Genomic DNA, 15,710 nt, shown 5'->3' on the forward strand with positions numbered 1-15,710 from the left:
AAGACACCCCCATGACCGGCCGCACGCTCACCACACCCCTGCCGCTCAACCCCACCACCCGCGCCCACGCCCTGCACACCATGGCCACCACCGAACTCGACGTCCTCGTCATCGGTGCGGGCGTCGTCGGCGCGGGCACCGCCCTCGACGCCGTCACCCGCGGCCTGCGCGTCGGCCTCGTCGAAGCCCGCGACTACGCCTCCGGCACCTCCAGCCGCTCCTCCAAACTCATCCACGGCGGCCTGCGCTACCTCAAACAACTCGACTTCGGCCTCGTCTTCGAAGCGCTACGCGAACGCTCCCTCATCCTCGACACCCTCGCCCCGCACCTGGCCACCCCCGTCGAATTCGTCTACCCCCTGCAACGCCCACTACTGGACCGCGCCTGGGCAGGCGCAGGCATCGGCGTCTACGACATCCTCGGCGCCGGCCGCGGCGTGCCCGCCCACCACCGCCACCTCGGCCGCCGCGCCACCCTCGACCGATTCCCCGGCGCCAAACGCGACCGCATCCGCGGCGGCGTCAGCTTCTACGAAGGCCAGATCGACGACGCCCGCCACACCATGATGCTGGCCCGCACCGCCGCCACCCACGGCGCCCTCTGCGCCTCCAGCACCCGCGTCATCGACTTCCTCCGCGACGGCGACACCATCACCGGCGCCGTCGTCGAAGACCTCGAAACCGGGCACCGCTTCGACATCCGCGCCACCCGCGTCATCAACGCCGCAGGCCCATGGACCGACGACATCCAGGCCATGCTCGACGCCACCCCCCAATTCCGGATCCGCACCTCCAAAGGCGTCCACATCGTCGTCCCACGCGACCGCATCGACGCCACCACCGGGCTCATCACCGAAACCGACAAGAGCCTGCTGTTCGTCATCCCGTGCCCCTGGAGCGACCAACACTGGGTCATCGGCACCACCGACACCCCCTGGGACCACGACCTGGCCCACCCCGCCGCCACCCGCGCCGACATCGACTACATCCTCACCCAGGTCAACCGGCTACTGGAAAACCCCATCGGCCACGACGACATCGTCGGCGTCTACACCGGACTACGCCCCCTGCTCGCGGGCAACACCGACCAGACCACCGCACTCTCACGCGAACACGCCGTCGTCACCCCGGTCCCCGGGCTCGTCCTCGTCGCCGGCGGCAAATACACCACCTACCGCGTCATGGCCGCCGACGCCGTCGACGCCGCCATCGCCGGCCTCCCGCAACGCATCGGCCCCAGCCGCACCCACACCGTCCCACTCGTCGGCGCCCACGGCTACACCGAACTGTCACTGTCGCGCGCCCGCCTCGCCGACGAGATGCGGTTGCCCCCGGCCACCATCGACCACCTGCTCGGCCGCTACGGCAGCGCCGTCACCGAAATCCGCGACCTCATCACCGTCGACCCCACCCTCGCCCGCCCCCTCGGCACCACCCCCTACCTGCGCGCCGAGATCGTCTACGCCGTCACCCACGAAGGCGCCCTGCACCTCGACGACATCCTCACCCGCCGCACCCACCTGTCCATCGAAACCCCCGACCGCGGCACCGCCGTCGCCGCCGAAGCCGCCGCCCTCGCCGCACCCCACCTCGGCTGGGACAGCACCGACATCGCCCGCGAAATCGAGCGCTACACCACCCGCGTCGCCGCCGAACTCGACGCCCAACACCAGCCCGACGACGCCACCGCCGACGCCATCCGCCGCACCGCACCCGACTCCCGCGCCACACCCGTCGACGCCTGAGCATCTGCTGTCCCGCGTAACCGGCCGTTCGTTGCGGGCCGCGCAGCCCGCTGACACCCCGGCACCGCGCGCCCCCACCCGAGGCGGGCGGCGCCGGGGGACAGGGGAGTCACCGAATACCGAACACACAACATCGGCCCGACCCCCGAACACACTGCTGGGCAGCACCGCGAACACATGGCAGCATCAGCACCGTGAGCACACCCGCCACCGAGCAACATCTGCGCGACCTGGCCAGGCTCCGGCGCGTGCGCGACCGCATCGACCGCGAATACGCCCAACCCCTCGACGTCGAAGCCCTCGCCCGCGACGCCCACATGTCCGCAGGCCACCTCAGCCGCCAGTTCAAACAGGCCTACGGCGAATCCCCCTACTCCTACCTCATGACCCGCCGCATCGAACGCGCCATGGCCCTGCTGCGCGCCGGCGAACTCAGCGTCACCGAAGTCTGCTTCGCCGTCGGCTGCCAATCCCTCGGCACCTTCAGCACCCGCTTCACCGAACTCGTCGGCATGCCACCCAGCGCCTACCGCCGCGAAGCCGCCCACACCGACGGCATGCCCTCCTGCGTCGCCAAAAAGGTCACCAGACCGATCAGGAATCGAGAAGCGCCGCTCTCACCACAGCAATTAGCGTGACCACCATGACCAACGACCTCACCATCGCCCAAACCTACCTACCGCACACCGACCCAGAAGCCGCCATCGGCTTCTACCGCGACGTCCTCGGATTCGAAGTCCGCAACGACGTCGGCTACCAAGGCATGCACTGGATCACCGTCGGCCCACCCGACCAACCGGCCACCTCGATCGTGCTCTACCCACCCGAAGCCGACCCCGGCGTCACCGACGACGAACGCCGCACCATCACCGAAATGATGGCCAAAGGCACCTACGCCAGCCTCAACCTCGCCACCAAAGACGTCGACGGCGTCTTCGACCAACTCCAAGCCAACGGCGCCGAAGTAGTCCAGGAACCCACCGACCAGCCCTACGGCATCCGCGACTGCGCCATCCGCGACCCCTCGGGCAACCTGCTGCGCATCCAGCAGATCAGCTGACCCACCGACCCCGCACCGGCAGCAACCACACAGCATCCACCGGTGCGGGGAATCGGCACGCCACCACCGGCGCACCGCATACGATCACGCACAACACCCGCTCGGCCCGCACCGGCCGCGTTCGCGAACAGATGGAGACCTCACCATGAGCCCGGCCACGACCAAGGACACCGCACCGGCCGCCCTGCCCCTGGCCGACAGCCACGACACCATCCGTGTCCAAGGCGCCCGCGAGAACAACCTCAAAGACATCAGCGTCGACATCCCCAAACGCCGCCTCACCGTCTTCACCGGCGTCTCCGGCTCCGGCAAGAGCTCACTGGTCTTCTCCACCATCGCCGCCGAATCCCAGCGGATGATCAACGAAACCTACAGCGCCTTCGTCCAAGGGTTCATGCCCAACCTCGCCCGCCCCGACGTCGACGCCCTCGATGGCCTCACCACCGCCATCATCGTCGACCAAGAACGCATGGGCGCCAACGTCCGCTCCACCGTCGGCACCGCCACCGACGCCAACGCCCTGCTGCGCATCCTGTTCAGCCGCCTCGGCACACCCCGCATCGGCTCACCCCAAGCGTTCTCCTTCAACGTCGCCTCCATCAGCGGCGCAGGCGCGGTCACCATCGAAAAAGCCGGGCACACCGTCAAAGAACGCCGCAGCTTCAGCATCACCGGCGGCATGTGCCCACGCTGCGAAGGCATGGGCAAAGTCTCCGACTTCGACCTCACCCAGCTCTACGACGACAGCAAATCCCTGCGCGAAGGCGCCCTCACCATCCCCGGCTACAGCATGGACGGCTGGTACGGACGCATCTTCATGGGCTCCGGCTTCCTCGACCCCGACAAGCCCATCCGCAAATACACCAAACGCGAACTCAACGACCTGCTCTACAAAGAACCCACCCGCATCAAGGTCGACAACGTCAACGTCACCTACGAAGGCCTCATCCCACGCATCCAGAAATCGTTCCTGTCCAAAGACCGCGAAGCGATGCAACCCCACATCCGCGCCTTCGTCGACCGCGCCATCACCTTCACCACCTGCCCCGAATGCGACGGCACCCGCCTCACCGAAGCCGCCCGCTCCTCCAAGATCAACGGCATCTCCATCGCCGACGCCTGCGCCATGCAGATCAGCGACCTCGCCGACTGGGTCCGCGACCTCGACGAACCCTCCGTCGCACCACTGCTCACCACCCTGCGCCACACCCTCGAAGGCTTCGTCGAAATCGGCCTCGGCTACCTGTCCCTCGACCGCCCCGCAGGCACCCTCTCCGGCGGAGAAGCCCAACGCACCAAGATGATCCGCCACCTCGGCTCCGCCCTCACCGACGTCACCTACGTCTTCGACGAACCCACCATCGGCCTGCACCCGCACGACATCCAACGCATGAACGACCTGCTGCTGCGGCTGCGCGACAAAGGCAACACCGTGCTCGTCGTCGAACACAAACCCGAAGCCATCGCCATCGCCGACCACATCATCGACCTCGGCCCCGGCGCGGGCACCGGCGGCGGAACAGTCTGCTACGAAGGCGATATCGACGGCCTGCGCGCCAGCGACACCCTCACCGGCCGCCACCTCGGCTACCGCGCCACCCTCAAAGAAACCGTGCGCACACCCGACGGCGCCCTCGAAATCCGCGGCGCGAACCAGAACAACCTCGTCGACGTCGACGTCGACATCCCCACCGGCGTACTCACCGTCGTCACCGGCGTCGCCGGCTCCGGCAAGAGCTCCCTCATCCACGGCAACCTCGCCCGCCGCGACGGCGTCGTCGTCATCGACCAAGGCGCCATCAAAGGCTCCCGCCGCTCCAACCCCGCCACCTACACCGGCCTGCTCGACCCCATCCGCAAAGCCTTCGCCAAAGCCAACGGCGTCAAACCCGCACTGTTCTCGGCCAACTCCGAAGGCGCCTGCCCCGCCTGCAACGGCGCCGGCGTCATCTACACCGACCTCGGCATGATGGCCACCATGGAAACCCCCTGCGAGGAATGCGAGGGCAAACGTTTCCTCGCCGAAGTGCTCGACTACAAGCTCGGCGGCCGCGACATCAGCGAAGTCCTCGCCATGCCCGTCGCCGAAGCCGAAGATTTCTTCGGCTCCGGCGAAGCCCGCACCCCCGCCGCACACAAGATCCTGCAACGCCTCGCCGACGTCGGCCTCGGCTACCTCACCATCGGGCAACCACTGACCACCCTGTCCGGCGGCGAACGCCAACGCCTCAAACTGGCCACCCACATGGGGGAGAAGGGCGGGGTCTACATCCTCGACGAACCCACCACCGGCCTGCACCTCGCCGACGTCGACAACCTGCTCGGCCTGCTCGACCGGCTCGTCGACGCCGGCAAAACCGTCATCGTCATCGAACACCACCAAGCCGTGATGGCCCACGCCGACTGGATCATCGACCTCGGCCCCGGCGCAGGCCACGACGGCGGCAAAGTCGTCTTCGAAGGCACCCCCGCCGACCTCGTCGCCGACCGCTCCACCCTCACCGGCGAACACCTCGCCGACTACGTGGGAGCCTGACCCACCCATCGCCGCCCGCCGTCCGAACACCCGATACCCGACGGCGGGGCGCCGAGGTAAGACTCGCCCCGTCGAGCGACACCAATAGGGCATGGCCACTTCCACGCGCCCACACCCCGACCCGCCCCAACCACGGTGCCCATCGACCGACATCCGCGACTGGCGCAGACGATGGCTGGTGGCGTCCGGATTCCCGCCGTGGTTGGCTGACACCGTGGCCTCCGATCCCACCATCGACCTCCTCGCGCTGGCCCAACTCGTCGACCAGGGCTGCACACCGGAACTGGCGGTGCGCATCCTCGCGCCGATGCCAGGAATCGAGACCCCGCCGTGAGCACCGTCAACCCCACCACCGCCGACGCCACCCGCCCACAGACCGATCAGGAATGGCTGACCGATCTCACCGACGACGGCCCCGCCGGCCACCACGCCATCGCCCGCCTGCGCGAAGTCCTGCTACGCGCCACCCGCCACCAGATCTGGCGGCTACGCCACCTGCTGACCGGTGCAGGCGCCGACGAACTCGAAGATCTCGCCCAACAATGCGCCGACGACGCCGTGATCGCCGTACTGCGCCAACTCCCGACCTTCCAAGGCCGCAGCCGATTCACCACCTGGGCCTACAAATTCGGCGTACACCACGCCGGAGTCGCGGTACGCCGCCAGGCCTGGCGGCACCGGGAAATACTGCTGCCCGACGCCCTGACATCGATCGCCGACAGATCGCCCACGCCGGACGCCGTCTTCGACGCCACCGAACTCGGCCGCGCGGTAGAAGCCGCCATCGTCGGCGAGCTCACCCCGCATCAACGGCGCATCCTGCTGGCCCTGGTGGTGGAGCAGGTGCCGATCGACGTGCTGGCCGAACGTCTCGGCAGCACCCGCAACGCCCTCTACAAAACCCTGCACGACGCCCGTCGCCGGCTGCGAACCGCCCTCATCGCCAGCGGACATCTCGACACCCGCACCGATCGGAGCATCCCATGACCGATCCGCACACCGGCCCCGGCGCCGACATCATCGCCGCACTGCTGGCCGATACCAGCCCCTACCTGTCCTGCGACGAATGCTTCGAGCGGATCGACGAATACGTCGAACGCCGCATCGCCGACCCGAGCTACGACGACCTCGCCATGCGCGTGCACCTGGCCGGATGCGGCGCGTGCGCCGAAGAGGCAGCGGCCCTGCACGATTTGCTCGCCGGACATCACGAACCGCGGCAGTAGCGGCGCGAAAACTTCGCCGCTCGCAGGTAAGACCGGCCCCGCCGCCGCCACTAACACTGTGGACCGGTTGCGCTCGGCAGGAAGCCGAGCGCACCCCACCGGGGCCGGTCGTCCCTCGCATCGTTGTCAGGAGAAACGAATGACTGCGCAAGCCACCAGCACCCAGCACACCGCCGGCCTCACCGAACCCGGCTATCAAGCGTTCTGGGCCTTGCGGCTCGGATTCGGCGTACTGCCCATCCTGTTCGGGCTCGACAAATTCGCCAACGTTCTCACCGATGACTGGACTCGTTACCTCGCTGGATTCGTGAACGACCTCGTTCCCGGCGATGCGGCCACTGCGATGAACATCGTCGGGGTGATCGAAATCGTCGCCGGGATCGCCGTGCTCGTGTTCCCGCGCCTGGGTGCGCCGCTCGTCGCGGCCTGGCTCGGCGGGATCATCGTCAACCTGCTGATCGTCGGCGGCTATGGCGATATCGCTCTGCGCGACTTCGGCCTGATGGCCGCGGCCCTGGTCCTGACCCGCCTGGCGTGGGCCTATCCGAATGGACTGCCTACCCGGCAATCGTGATATCCGGCCGCAAGTAGTCGGCACGGCGACGGAGAACCCTCCCTATATTTGTCACAGTGACGAATATAGGGAGGGTTCTGTTGCATCAGGGGAGTGGGCCGAACCGAGCCCTGCCCGACAATGTGGTGCGAGCTCGGCGCGATATCGGGCGTCGAGTAGGCACTTCGCGCACATCGGCACGCGATGCCGCGCTCCAGAGGCGGTGCGCTGCTTCCGGCCTCGCACGGGGCGGCCCACAGAGATCCGAACGACCACACACCACAGCGCCGCGACCTGACATAACGCCGTCGCAGGCTGCGCGTGCCAAGAACGACAGCAACTGCATACAGACGACGAGTGCATGCGTTGTCGAGCAGTGACCCTTCGCGGGCGCGGAACCTCGGCGGGCACCTGCTCGTGAACGTCATCTTCAGTGCGGCAGTCGGAGCTGATCCGCCCCTTCCGGCCGCGCCGTAGAACTACCGATAATCAACATTACGTCAACTAGTCGGGATCAGGGCCATCCCCTCCGAGCCGGTCGCTATCGTCACCGTGTGTCACAGATCGACGGCCCGCGGCGTCTAGTTGAGTGACACACGGGCCGATCAGCGGACAGGAGTGACGGATGGACAGTGCACCGGGAAATGTGGGTGGCCGGGTGGATGCTGCCACCGAGACCTTTCTCGCGCACCGCAATCTGCTGTTCACCGTGGCCTACGAGTTGCTCGGTTCGGCGGCCGATGCCGAGGATGTGTTGCAGGAGACGTGGCTGCGGTGGGCCGAGGTCGATCTGCCGACGGTGCGGGACCGGCGGGCCTATCTGGTGCGCATCACCACCCGGCAGGCATTGACCCGGCTGCGCACACTCGGACGCCGCCGCGAATCCTATGTCGGCCCGTGGCTGCCCGAACCGCTGCTGACCTCCCCCGACGTTGCCGAGGACGTCGAGCTGGCCGACAGCGTGTCGATGGCGATGCTGCTGGTCCTGGAGACGCTGGCGCCGGTCGAGCGGGCAGTGTTCGTCCTGCGTGAGGTCTTCGCCCTCGGCTACGACGAGATCGCCGAGGCCGTCGACAAGAGCCAGGCCGCGGTGCGCCAGATCGCCCACCGCGCGCGTGAGCATGTGGCGGCGCGACGCCCGCGTGGGCCGGTGTCGGCGGATGAGACCCGCAGTGTGCTCGTGGCGTTCCAGCGGGCGCTGCACACCGGTGATGTGCAGGCGCTGCTGGATGTGCTGGCGCCGGAGGTGGTGCTGCTCGGCGACGGCGGCGGCATCAAGCAGGCGTTGCCGCGGCCGGTGGTGGGTGCGCTGCCGGTGGCGAAGTTGCTGATGCACGGCTGGAAACGGGTGGGTCCGGTAGCGTCGTTCGAGCTCACGCTGGTCAATGGCAGGCCCGCGGGTGTGCTGCGGCTGGACGGCGAACTGGACAGCGTGTTGTCGCTGCGGATCGACGACGGGCTGATCACCGGTATGTACGCGGTGCGCAATCCGGAGAAGTTGTCGCGAATGGAGCGTGTGGTCGCGGTGAGTCGCTGAGCGCCTGCCGCCCGGCACCGCTCCCCTGCGCCCGTCGGCTCGGACGGGAAACCCGGTATCGCAAACCCCGCACGGCGGACACTTGAATGGGTAATACTTCTGAATGTGTCCACCACCTCGGACTTCGAGCGCATGCTCCGTGGTGCTGCACTGCGTGTGACGGCGCCGCGCGTGGCGGTGCTGTCGGCCGTGCACGAACATCCCCACTCCGATACCGATTCGATTCTGCGATCGGTGCGCCAGACGTTGGGCGCGGTCTCTCATCAGGCGGTGTACGACGTGCTGCGTGCCTTGACGGCGGCGGGACTACTGCGCCGGATCCAGCCGATGGGGTCGGTCGCGCGGTATGAGACCCGGGTCGGTGACAACCATCATCATGTGGTGTGCCGCGGCTGTGGCGCGATCGCCGATGTGGAGTGCGCGGTCGGTGCGGCGCCGTGCCTGACCGCGTCCGATGACAACGGTTTCGTACTCGATGAGGCCGAGGTCATTTACTGGGGCGTGTGCCCCGAATGCTCGTCGTCCATGCCCTCACACGGGTGATCACAGCCCGGTTCACCCCTCCTCGAAAGGAACGTCGTGTCTGACAAGCCACCTACCAGTGAGAACACTGCCAGTGTCAGTGAGAGCGAGAACCCGGTAATCCCCTCGCCCACCCCGAAGGCGAGCCGGCCGCGGTCCAATCGTGACTGGTGGCCGGATCAGGTGGATCTGCAAGTGCTGCACCAGCATTCGGAGTTGTCGAATCCGTTCGGACCCGATTTCGACTACGCGCGTGAGTTCGCGTCGTTGGATGTCGAGGCGGTCAAACGCGATGTGTTCGAGGTGATGACGACCTCGCAGGACTGGTGGCCGGCCGATTACGGCCACTATGGTCCGTTGTTCATCCGGATGAGCTGGCATGCGGCGGGAACCTATCGGATCGCGGATGGTCGCGGTGGCGGTGGTGAGGGCGCCCAGCGGTTCGCTCCGCTGAACAGCTGGCCCGATAACGCGAGCTTGGACAAGGCGCGCCGGTTGTTGTGGCCGATCAAGCAGAAGTACGGCCGGAAGTTGTCGTGGGCGGATCTGCTGGTGTTCGCCGGTAACTGTGCGTTGGAGTCGATGGGTTTGCCGACCTTCGGTTTCGCGTTCGGTCGGGAGGACATCTGGGAGCCGGATCAGGTGTTCTGGGGTCCGGAGGACACCTGGCTCGGCGATGAGCGCTACAGCGGTGATCGGGAGCTGGCCAAACCGTACGCGGCGGTGCAGATGGGTTTGATCTATGTGAATCCCGAAGGCCCGAACGGTGTGCCGGATCCGGTGGCCGCGGCGCGCGATATCCGGGAGACGTTCGCCCGGATGGCGATGAACGATGTGGAGACCGCGGCGTTGATCGTGGGTGGTCACACCTTCGGCAAGACCCATGGTGCGGGTCCGGCGGACGGTGTGGGTCCGGAGCCGGAGGGGGCGCCGCTCGAGGATCAGGGTCTGGGGTGGAAGAACAGTTTCGGCACGGGTGTGGGCGCGCATGCGATCACCAGTGGTCTGGAGGGTACGTGGACGCCGACGCCGACGAAGTGGGACAACACGTTCCTGGAGACGCTCTACGGTCATGAGTGGGAGATGACCAAGAGCCCGGCCGGTGCGTGGCAGTGGATTCCGAAGGATGGTGCGTCCGCGGACGCGGTGCCGGATGCGCACGATCCGTCGAAGTCGCATCCGCCGGTGATGTTGACGACGGATCTGTCGTTGCGGATGGATCCGGTGTACGAGCAGATCACGCGTCGCTGGCTGGAGCATCCGGAGGAGTTGACCGAGGAGTTCGCCAAGGCCTGGTACAAGCTGCTGCACCGCGATATGGGTCCGGTGTCGCGGTATCTGGGTCCGTGGGTGCCGGAGCCGCAGTTGTGGCAGGACCCGGTGCCGGAGGTCGATCACGAGTTGATCGACGCCGAGGATATCGCGGCGTTGAAGTCGCAGATCTTGTCGTCGGGTCTGTCGGTGGCGCAGTTGGTGTCGACGGCGTGGGCGGCGGCGTCATCGTTCCGTGGCACCGATAAGCGTGGTGGCGCCAATGGCGGCCGGATCCGGTTGCAGCCGCAGCGTGGCTGGGAGGTCAACGAGCCCGATGAGTTGGCGCAGGTGGTGCGTGTGCTCGAGGGTGTTCAGGAGTCGTTCAATTCCGGTCAGAGCGGGAACAAGCGGGTGTCGTTCGCGGATCTGGTGGTGCTGGGCGGTTGTGCGGCGGTCGAGGCGGCGGCCAAGGACGCCGGGGTGCCGGTGTTGGTTCCGTTCACGCCGGGGCGGACCGATGCCACGCAGGAGCAGACCGATGTGGAGTCGTTCGCCGTCCTCGAGCCCAGCGCCGACGGGTTCCGCAACTATTACGGCAAGGGCAATCTGCTGGCGGCCGAGCATCTGCTGGTCGACAAGGCGAATCTGCTGGGTTTGACGGCGCCGGAGATGACGGTGCTGGTCGGTGGTTTGCGCATGTTGGGCGCGAATTATCAGCAGTCGCCGTTGGGTGTGCTGAGTTCGGCGCCGGGTGCGCTGACCAACGATTTCTTCGTGAATCTGCTCGATATGGGTACGAGGTGGGAGAAGTCGGAGGCCGACGACGGCACCTATGTCGGTAAGGATCGGGTGTCGGGTGCGCCGAAGTGGACGGCGAGCCGGGTGGATCTGGTGTTCGGTTCGAATTCGCAGTTGCGGGCGTTGGCGGAGGTGTATGCCACCGATGATGCGAAGGAGAAGTTCGTCGCCGATTTCGTGGCGGCGTGGAACAAGGTGATGAATGCGGATCGGTTCGATCTGAAGTGAGTAGGGCGGCGACCGGCTGGTGGGCCGGTCGCCTCTCCCCTGTGTTCGCGGGTGTGTCAGGGGACGATGACGGCGCGTCCGCGCAGTGTGCCGGCGGCGAGTCGCCGGTAGGCTTCGGGCGCGTCGTCGAGGGTGAAGCGTTCGACGGCGATGTCGAGGACGCCGGCGTGGGCGAGATCGATGAGTTCGATGAGTTCGCCGCGGGTGCCCCAGTACGGTGCGGTGACGGCGGTTTCGTAGGGGCTGATGCCGAAGCCGACGCGGGCGGCGGATTGCCCGTCGCCGAGGCCGACGATGGTGACGTCGGCTGCTACGCCGGCGACGGCCATGGCGGTGTCGACGGTGGGCTGGTAGCCGACGAAGTCCAGGACGAGGCTTGCGCCGCCGGGTCCGGTGATGGCGCGGACGTTGTCGGCGGCTGCGGCGTCGGAGAGTACTGCTTCGTGGGCGCCGACGGATGTGGCGAAGGCGAGTTTGTCGTCGTTGACGTCGAGGGCGATCACCCGGGCGGGTGAGAGGTGGCGCAGCAACTGGATGGCGACGTGGCCCAGTCCCCCGCTGCCGATCACGACGGCGAAGGTGCCTGGCACCAGTTTGGGCAGTGAGCGTTTGATGGCGTGGTAGGGGGTGAGTCCGGCGTCGGTGAGCGGCACGGTGGCGACGGGGTCGAGGTCGCCGATGGGTACCAGGTGCCGTGCGGAGTCGACGATCATGTATTCGGCGATGGCGCCGGGTGCGCCGAGGCCGGGTGGGTAGATGCCGAGTTCGGCGGCGCGGGAGCAGTAGTTCTCGGCGCCTCGAGAGCAGAACCAGCAGGTGCCGCAGCCCCAGGGGCCGTAGACGACGACCGCCTGGTCCAGTTCGAGACCGGTGACGCCCGCGCCGAGGGCGGCGACGGTGCCCGCACCTTCGTGGCCGAGAGTGAGTGGCAGCGGGAAGGTGAGGGCTTCGGCGGGCAGGGACATGACGAAGTCGTCGGAGTGGCAGACCCCGGCGGCGGTGATTTTCAGCAGGACCTGCCCTGGGCCCGGTTCGGGGGTGGGGATGTCGCGGACTTCCGGTTCGGCACCGACCGCCGCGTATTGCAGAGCCTTCATCGCACGTCCTCCGTTCGATGCTGGTTGCCTCCACGATCGCATGCGGGCCCGGCATCCGGGTGGCAAATCGCCGGGGTTGGTCGAGGGCTGTCGCCGCTGGCCGGCGAATTGTCGTCCGCGGGTTACCAGACGAGGGTGAGGTCGGGGATGCGGACGCGGCCGAAGAAGCGTTTGTCGATGTCGCTGCCGTCGTGGTTGTAGCCGTTCATGAGGTCGGCCAGTTCGTCGGCGAGGGTTTGCAGGGCGGGGCTGATGATGTCGATGCCGTCCTCGCGTACCCATCCCCATTCGGGTGGGACGTTGTCGATGGTGATGTCGATGCAGCTGTGGTGTGGTGTGTCGACGGTGTAGGTGATCTGGGGTGGGGCGTCGCCGATGGGGTCGCGCAGGGCGGGTTCGCCGGGGTGGGCCGGGCGTGGGGCGAAGGTGGCGCGGGCCAGGACGATGTCGGCGCGGATCATGTCGGCGATGCGTTCGAGGTCGGCGTGGCGGCCTACCCGGTGGTGGCGGTTGCCGTAGGTGCGGTCACCGACGGCCGGTCCGGTGCCGGTTTTGGTGAGGATGCGGTCGAGCATGCGCTGGGCGGTGGCGCGTTCGCTGTCGCCGGTGTTGGGGTGCTCGATGAGCGCGCGCAGGCGGGAGATCCGCAAGGTTGCACTGGTCGCCATCGTCGCAGGGTATCGGAACGCGCCTGATCAGCGGCGTAACGCTTGCCGGATGGCGAGTTCGACCGGTGCGAGGTGCTCGGTTGGTCCGTCGATGCGTAGTGCCCGGGTGGGCGCGAGTTTGGGCTGTCCGAGGATGCGTGGGGTGTTGCCGCGGTTGGGTTGTCCGGCGTGCACGAGAAAGGGATGGCACAGGTAGACGTCGCCGGCGTGGCCGGTGGCGTAGGCGGTGGGTAGGTGGGCGGTGGCGGGGTCGGCGTGGGCGGCGAGTGTGCGGGCGTCGAGGCCGGTGTCGCCTTCGGGTTCGAGGAGGCGCGCGATGTGGTGGTGGGAGCCCACGCGCAGCCGGGTGGGGGCGTCGTGTTCGCCGATATCGGTGAACAGGAACAGCATCAGCAGAGCGCGGTCGCGGGAGCGGATGTTGGCGCGCCAGGTGAGGTAGTCGCCCGGTGTGGAGTGTTCGCCGGGGTAGCTGACGTCGACGTGCCAGCCGTCGAGGACCGCGGGTTCGTCGCCGGGGAATCGGATGACGAACCCGCCCAGCGTGTCGCGTGGTTGCCAGCGGCCGCGGCCGACGAGGGTGTCGAACGCGGCGTGCAGGGTCGGGGTGTTGGCGGCGTCGAGGAATGGTTGCTGGTGGTAGTCGCCGAGGCCGAGGGCTGGTCCGGTCCGGGTGGCGGGGTCGATATCGCGCCACAGGATGTCGCGGCATTGTGCGGCGAGTTCGTGGGAGAAGGCGCCGCGGAGCCGGACGAAGCCGTTGTCGATGAAGTCAGCGACCTGTGCGTCGTCGAGCATGCGGTCAGCGTCGCCGATGCGCGGTGTGGCCGCAATCGATTTTTCTCGGGATCGCCAAGGACTCGAGCCGGCGTGACCGTAAACGGGCTGCTGCGCTGAATCCGCTGCGGCCACGTCGAACCCGACCGGCCGACCTTTGCGCTACCGCCAACCCACACCAGGCACGACTTCAGCAGATCACTTCAGGCATCCTTCGCCGCGCCGTCTCCGAGCAGCGCCCGCACATCGGGCAGGTTGCCGATCCGTTGTGTCGCCGGGCGGCCCGGAGCCTCGGTTTGGGTACTCCCGGTGGCGCGCAACCGGGCCCGGATCTGCTCGGGGGTGCCGCGCCCGGCCCCTGCCGCCGCGAGCGCGCCCTGGTAGCAGGCGATGGTGCCGACGACGATGGGTGAGGCACTCGAGGTGCCGCTGAAGGTGTCGGAGTACCAGAGGTCTTCGTCCCCGCCGCCTTGCAGATCGCCGTAGCCGGTGGTGGTGACCTCACGCCCCCAGCCCTGGGCGTCGACGCGGGCACCGTAGTTGGAGAAGTCCAGCCGCGAGCGGGCCGGGCCGTGATCGCGCCCGTGGGTGCCCGGCGGCGGCGCACCCGCACCCACCACGATCGCACCGGAATCGGCGACGCCACCGCGGAACGGATTACGCCACGTCGACGGGAATTCGGCAGGCTTGTTGTCGTAGAGCGCCGCGTCGAGATCCTCGCCGCCGTTGCCCGCGGCTTCGACGACCACGACGCCGCGGCCGATGGCGTAACGGATGGCGGCCCAGTCGTCGGGCCACCATTCGATGGCGATGTAGCCGCGCTGGTCGCCGCGACCGGCGTAGTTGAATCGCGGTCCCGGGCGATGCAACTCGATGAGCAGGATGTCGCCCGCGCTCAACGCGTCGGCGGCCGACCGGATCGCGGCCGCGGAACCGCCGCCACCGAACACCGATACCGCGCGAATCCCGGCTTCCGGTGCGATCCCGGTGATGCCGAAACCGTTGACGTCGCCGCTGATCTGCCCGGCCACCGCCGTTCCGTGATTGCGCCACCCCAGATCCGGTGACGGACTGCCGCCGATGATCCCGCCCTGATTGTCGAGCAGATCCTCATGGGTGAACCGCCACGCGCCCTCGACATCGATCACCCTGACTCCGGTGCCGCGGCCACCTGGCCGAGTCCACGCCCACTGCGCGTTCACCCCGTCCGGCGCCGCGCCCAGATATCCCTGGCGGGTCAGGAAATCCGGTGTCACCGCGGGTGGTTCGGTGAGGGCTCGGGCCGCGACATCGGCGACGGTGGTGCTGATCGGCGGTGCCAGCGGCGGCTCGGCGGGTGGTTTCACATAGGCGGCGGCGACGGCGTCATCGGCGCGCAGCCGTTCGGCTTCGGCATCCAGGTCGTCCTCGACACCGGCGACGGTGAAGTAGTTCAGCAGTTCGGCGCCCGCGGGTTCGACCGGGGTGCCCGCCAGGCGGTGCTCCAGTCGCCGCGGCGGACCGAACACCCGCGACAGGGCCGCGTTCGGTAGCAGCTCCCCCAGCCGCGTTTCGGCCGAGGCGTTCTCGCGCAGGGCGGCGGGGTCGATGGCGGCGGCCGCGCCGTGGGTGACGACGACCAGCTCGGCCGGGGTGCGGGGCGGCTGGAACCCGGTCGGGCCGAGCGAATTACGACGCTGATCTGGTGTTCCCATACCGTCAAGTCAACCCGC

Annotated in this window: 15 protein-coding genes; 11 read left to right on the forward strand and 4 right to left on the reverse strand. The window is 67.9% G+C overall.

Features of this window, described 5'->3' with window-relative positions:
* The first annotated feature begins 11 nt into the window (after nt 1–11).
* From AC4HOU_RS22285 to katG, 11 genes are all read left to right on the forward strand, one after another.
* Complete coding sequence (locus AC4HOU_RS22285) at nt 12–1,745, forward strand: glycerol-3-phosphate dehydrogenase/oxidase (RefSeq protein ID WP_490725121.1); 1,734 nt, start codon at nt 12–14, stop codon at nt 1,743–1,745.
* A gap of 194 nt (nt 1,746–1,939) precedes the next feature.
* Nucleotides 1,940–2,383 (forward strand): helix-turn-helix transcriptional regulator, encoded by a 444-nt coding sequence (locus AC4HOU_RS22290; RefSeq protein WP_081597397.1) that lies wholly within the window; start codon nt 1,940–1,942, stop codon nt 2,381–2,383.
* A 5-nt stretch (nt 2,384–2,388) separates the two neighbouring features.
* Entirely contained in the window at nt 2,389–2,805 is a 417-nt protein-coding gene (locus AC4HOU_RS22295; RefSeq protein ID WP_163817782.1) for a VOC family protein, read from the forward strand.
* Between the two features lie 145 nt (nt 2,806–2,950).
* On the forward strand, nt 2,951–5,341 hold the full coding sequence (locus AC4HOU_RS22300) for an ATP-binding cassette domain-containing protein (RefSeq protein ID WP_490725122.1): 2,391 nt from the start codon (nt 2,951–2,953) through the stop codon (nt 5,339–5,341).
* Nucleotides 5,342–5,432: 91 nt separating this feature from the next.
* Entirely contained in the window at nt 5,433–5,675 is a 243-nt protein-coding gene (locus tag AC4HOU_RS22305; protein ID WP_490725124.1) for a hypothetical protein, read from the forward strand.
* The gene (locus tag AC4HOU_RS22310; RefSeq protein ID WP_163817788.1) at nt 5,672–6,328 is read left to right on the forward strand and encodes an RNA polymerase sigma factor; all 657 of its coding nucleotides are present in this window, start codon (nt 5,672–5,674) and stop codon (nt 6,326–6,328) included. The genes AC4HOU_RS22305 and AC4HOU_RS22310 overlap by 4 nt, the downstream gene beginning before the upstream one ends.
* Nucleotides 6,325–6,567 carry a hypothetical protein gene (locus AC4HOU_RS22315; protein ID WP_163817789.1) on the forward strand — a complete coding sequence of 81 codons (243 nt, stop codon included), beginning with the start codon at nt 6,325–6,327 and terminating at the stop codon, nt 6,565–6,567. Before AC4HOU_RS22310 ends, AC4HOU_RS22315 begins: the two co-directional genes overlap by 4 nt.
* 139 nt (nt 6,568–6,706) lie before the next feature.
* Nucleotides 6,707–7,141 carry a hypothetical protein gene (locus AC4HOU_RS22320; protein WP_194990131.1) on the forward strand — a complete coding sequence of 145 codons (435 nt, stop codon included), beginning with the start codon at nt 6,707–6,709 and terminating at the stop codon, nt 7,139–7,141.
* Between the two features lie 604 nt (nt 7,142–7,745).
* Nucleotides 7,746–8,657, forward strand: coding sequence for an RNA polymerase sigma-70 factor (locus tag AC4HOU_RS22325; protein ID WP_490725127.1), 912 nt, complete (start codon nt 7,746–7,748; stop codon nt 8,655–8,657).
* A 105-nt stretch (nt 8,658–8,762) separates the two neighbouring features.
* Nucleotides 8,763–9,200 (forward strand): Fur family transcriptional regulator, encoded by a 438-nt coding sequence (locus AC4HOU_RS22330; protein ID WP_163817793.1) that lies wholly within the window; start codon nt 8,763–8,765, stop codon nt 9,198–9,200.
* A 36-nt stretch (nt 9,201–9,236) separates the two neighbouring features.
* Nucleotides 9,237–11,459: a catalase/peroxidase HPI gene (gene katG, locus AC4HOU_RS22335; RefSeq protein ID WP_163817795.1), complete on the forward strand. Its 2,223-nt coding sequence runs from the start codon at nt 9,237–9,239 to the stop codon at nt 11,457–11,459.
* Nucleotides 11,460–11,515: 56 nt separating this feature from the next.
* Here the strand turns inward: katG and AC4HOU_RS22340 are convergent, their stop codons facing one another.
* The 4 genes from AC4HOU_RS22340 to AC4HOU_RS22355 all read right to left on the reverse strand — a co-directional run bounded on the left by AC4HOU_RS22340 (nt 11,516) and on the right by AC4HOU_RS22355 (nt 15,692).
* Nucleotides 11,516–12,556, reverse strand: a complete 1,041-nt coding sequence (locus tag AC4HOU_RS22340) for an NAD(P)-dependent alcohol dehydrogenase (RefSeq protein ID WP_195019321.1) — start codon at nt 12,554–12,556, stop codon at nt 11,516–11,518.
* A gap of 122 nt (nt 12,557–12,678) precedes the next feature.
* Nucleotides 12,679–13,224 carry a hypothetical protein gene (locus tag AC4HOU_RS22345; RefSeq protein ID WP_195019320.1) on the reverse strand — a complete coding sequence of 182 codons (546 nt, stop codon included), beginning with the start codon at nt 13,222–13,224 and terminating at the stop codon, nt 12,679–12,681.
* A 27-nt stretch (nt 13,225–13,251) separates the two neighbouring features.
* On the reverse strand, nt 13,252–14,019 hold the full coding sequence (locus AC4HOU_RS22350; protein ID WP_490725131.1) for a phytanoyl-CoA dioxygenase family protein: 768 nt from the start codon (nt 14,017–14,019) through the stop codon (nt 13,252–13,254).
* Nucleotides 14,020–14,201: 182 nt separating this feature from the next.
* Entirely contained in the window at nt 14,202–15,692 is a 1,491-nt protein-coding gene (locus AC4HOU_RS22355) for a S8 family serine peptidase (protein WP_195019318.1), read from the reverse strand.
* Nucleotides 15,693–15,710: the final 18 nt, after the last annotated feature.

This window comes from Nocardia sp. JCM 38205, assembly GCF_058222935.1.

What these genes read in the sequence shown, in the direction of transcription:
- AC4HOU_RS22285 (WP_490725121.1), top strand. Translation starts at nt 12, where the DNA reads ATGACCGGCCGCACGCTCACCACACCCCTGCCGCTCAACCCCACCACC.
- AC4HOU_RS22295 (WP_163817782.1), top strand. Translation starts at nt 2,389, where the DNA reads ATGACCAACGACCTCACCATCGCCCAAACCTACCTACCGCACACCGAC.
- AC4HOU_RS22300 (WP_490725122.1), top strand. Translation starts at nt 2,951, where the DNA reads ATGAGCCCGGCCACGACCAAGGACACCGCACCGGCCGCCCTGCCCCTG.
- AC4HOU_RS22305 (WP_490725124.1), top strand. Translation starts at nt 5,433, where the DNA reads ATGGCCACTTCCACGCGCCCACACCCCGACCCGCCCCAACCACGGTGC.
- AC4HOU_RS22315 (WP_163817789.1), top strand. Translation starts at nt 6,325, where the DNA reads ATGACCGATCCGCACACCGGCCCCGGCGCCGACATCATCGCCGCACTG.
- AC4HOU_RS22320 (WP_194990131.1), top strand. Translation starts at nt 6,707, where the DNA reads ATGACTGCGCAAGCCACCAGCACCCAGCACACCGCCGGCCTCACCGAA.
- AC4HOU_RS22325 (WP_490725127.1), top strand. Translation starts at nt 7,746, where the DNA reads ATGGACAGTGCACCGGGAAATGTGGGTGGCCGGGTGGATGCTGCCACC.
- AC4HOU_RS22340 (WP_195019321.1), bottom strand. Translation starts at nt 12,556, where the DNA reads ATGAAGGCTCTGCAATACGCGGCGGTCGGTGCCGAACCGGAAGTCCGC.
- AC4HOU_RS22345 (WP_195019320.1), bottom strand. Translation starts at nt 13,224, where the DNA reads ATGGCGACCAGTGCAACCTTGCGGATCTCCCGCCTGCGCGCGCTCATC.
- AC4HOU_RS22350 (WP_490725131.1), bottom strand. Translation starts at nt 14,019, where the DNA reads ATGCTCGACGACGCACAGGTCGCTGACTTCATCGACAACGGCTTCGTC.
- AC4HOU_RS22355 (WP_195019318.1), bottom strand. Translation starts at nt 15,692, where the DNA reads ATGGGAACACCAGATCAGCGTCGTAATTCGCTCGGCCCGACCGGGTTC.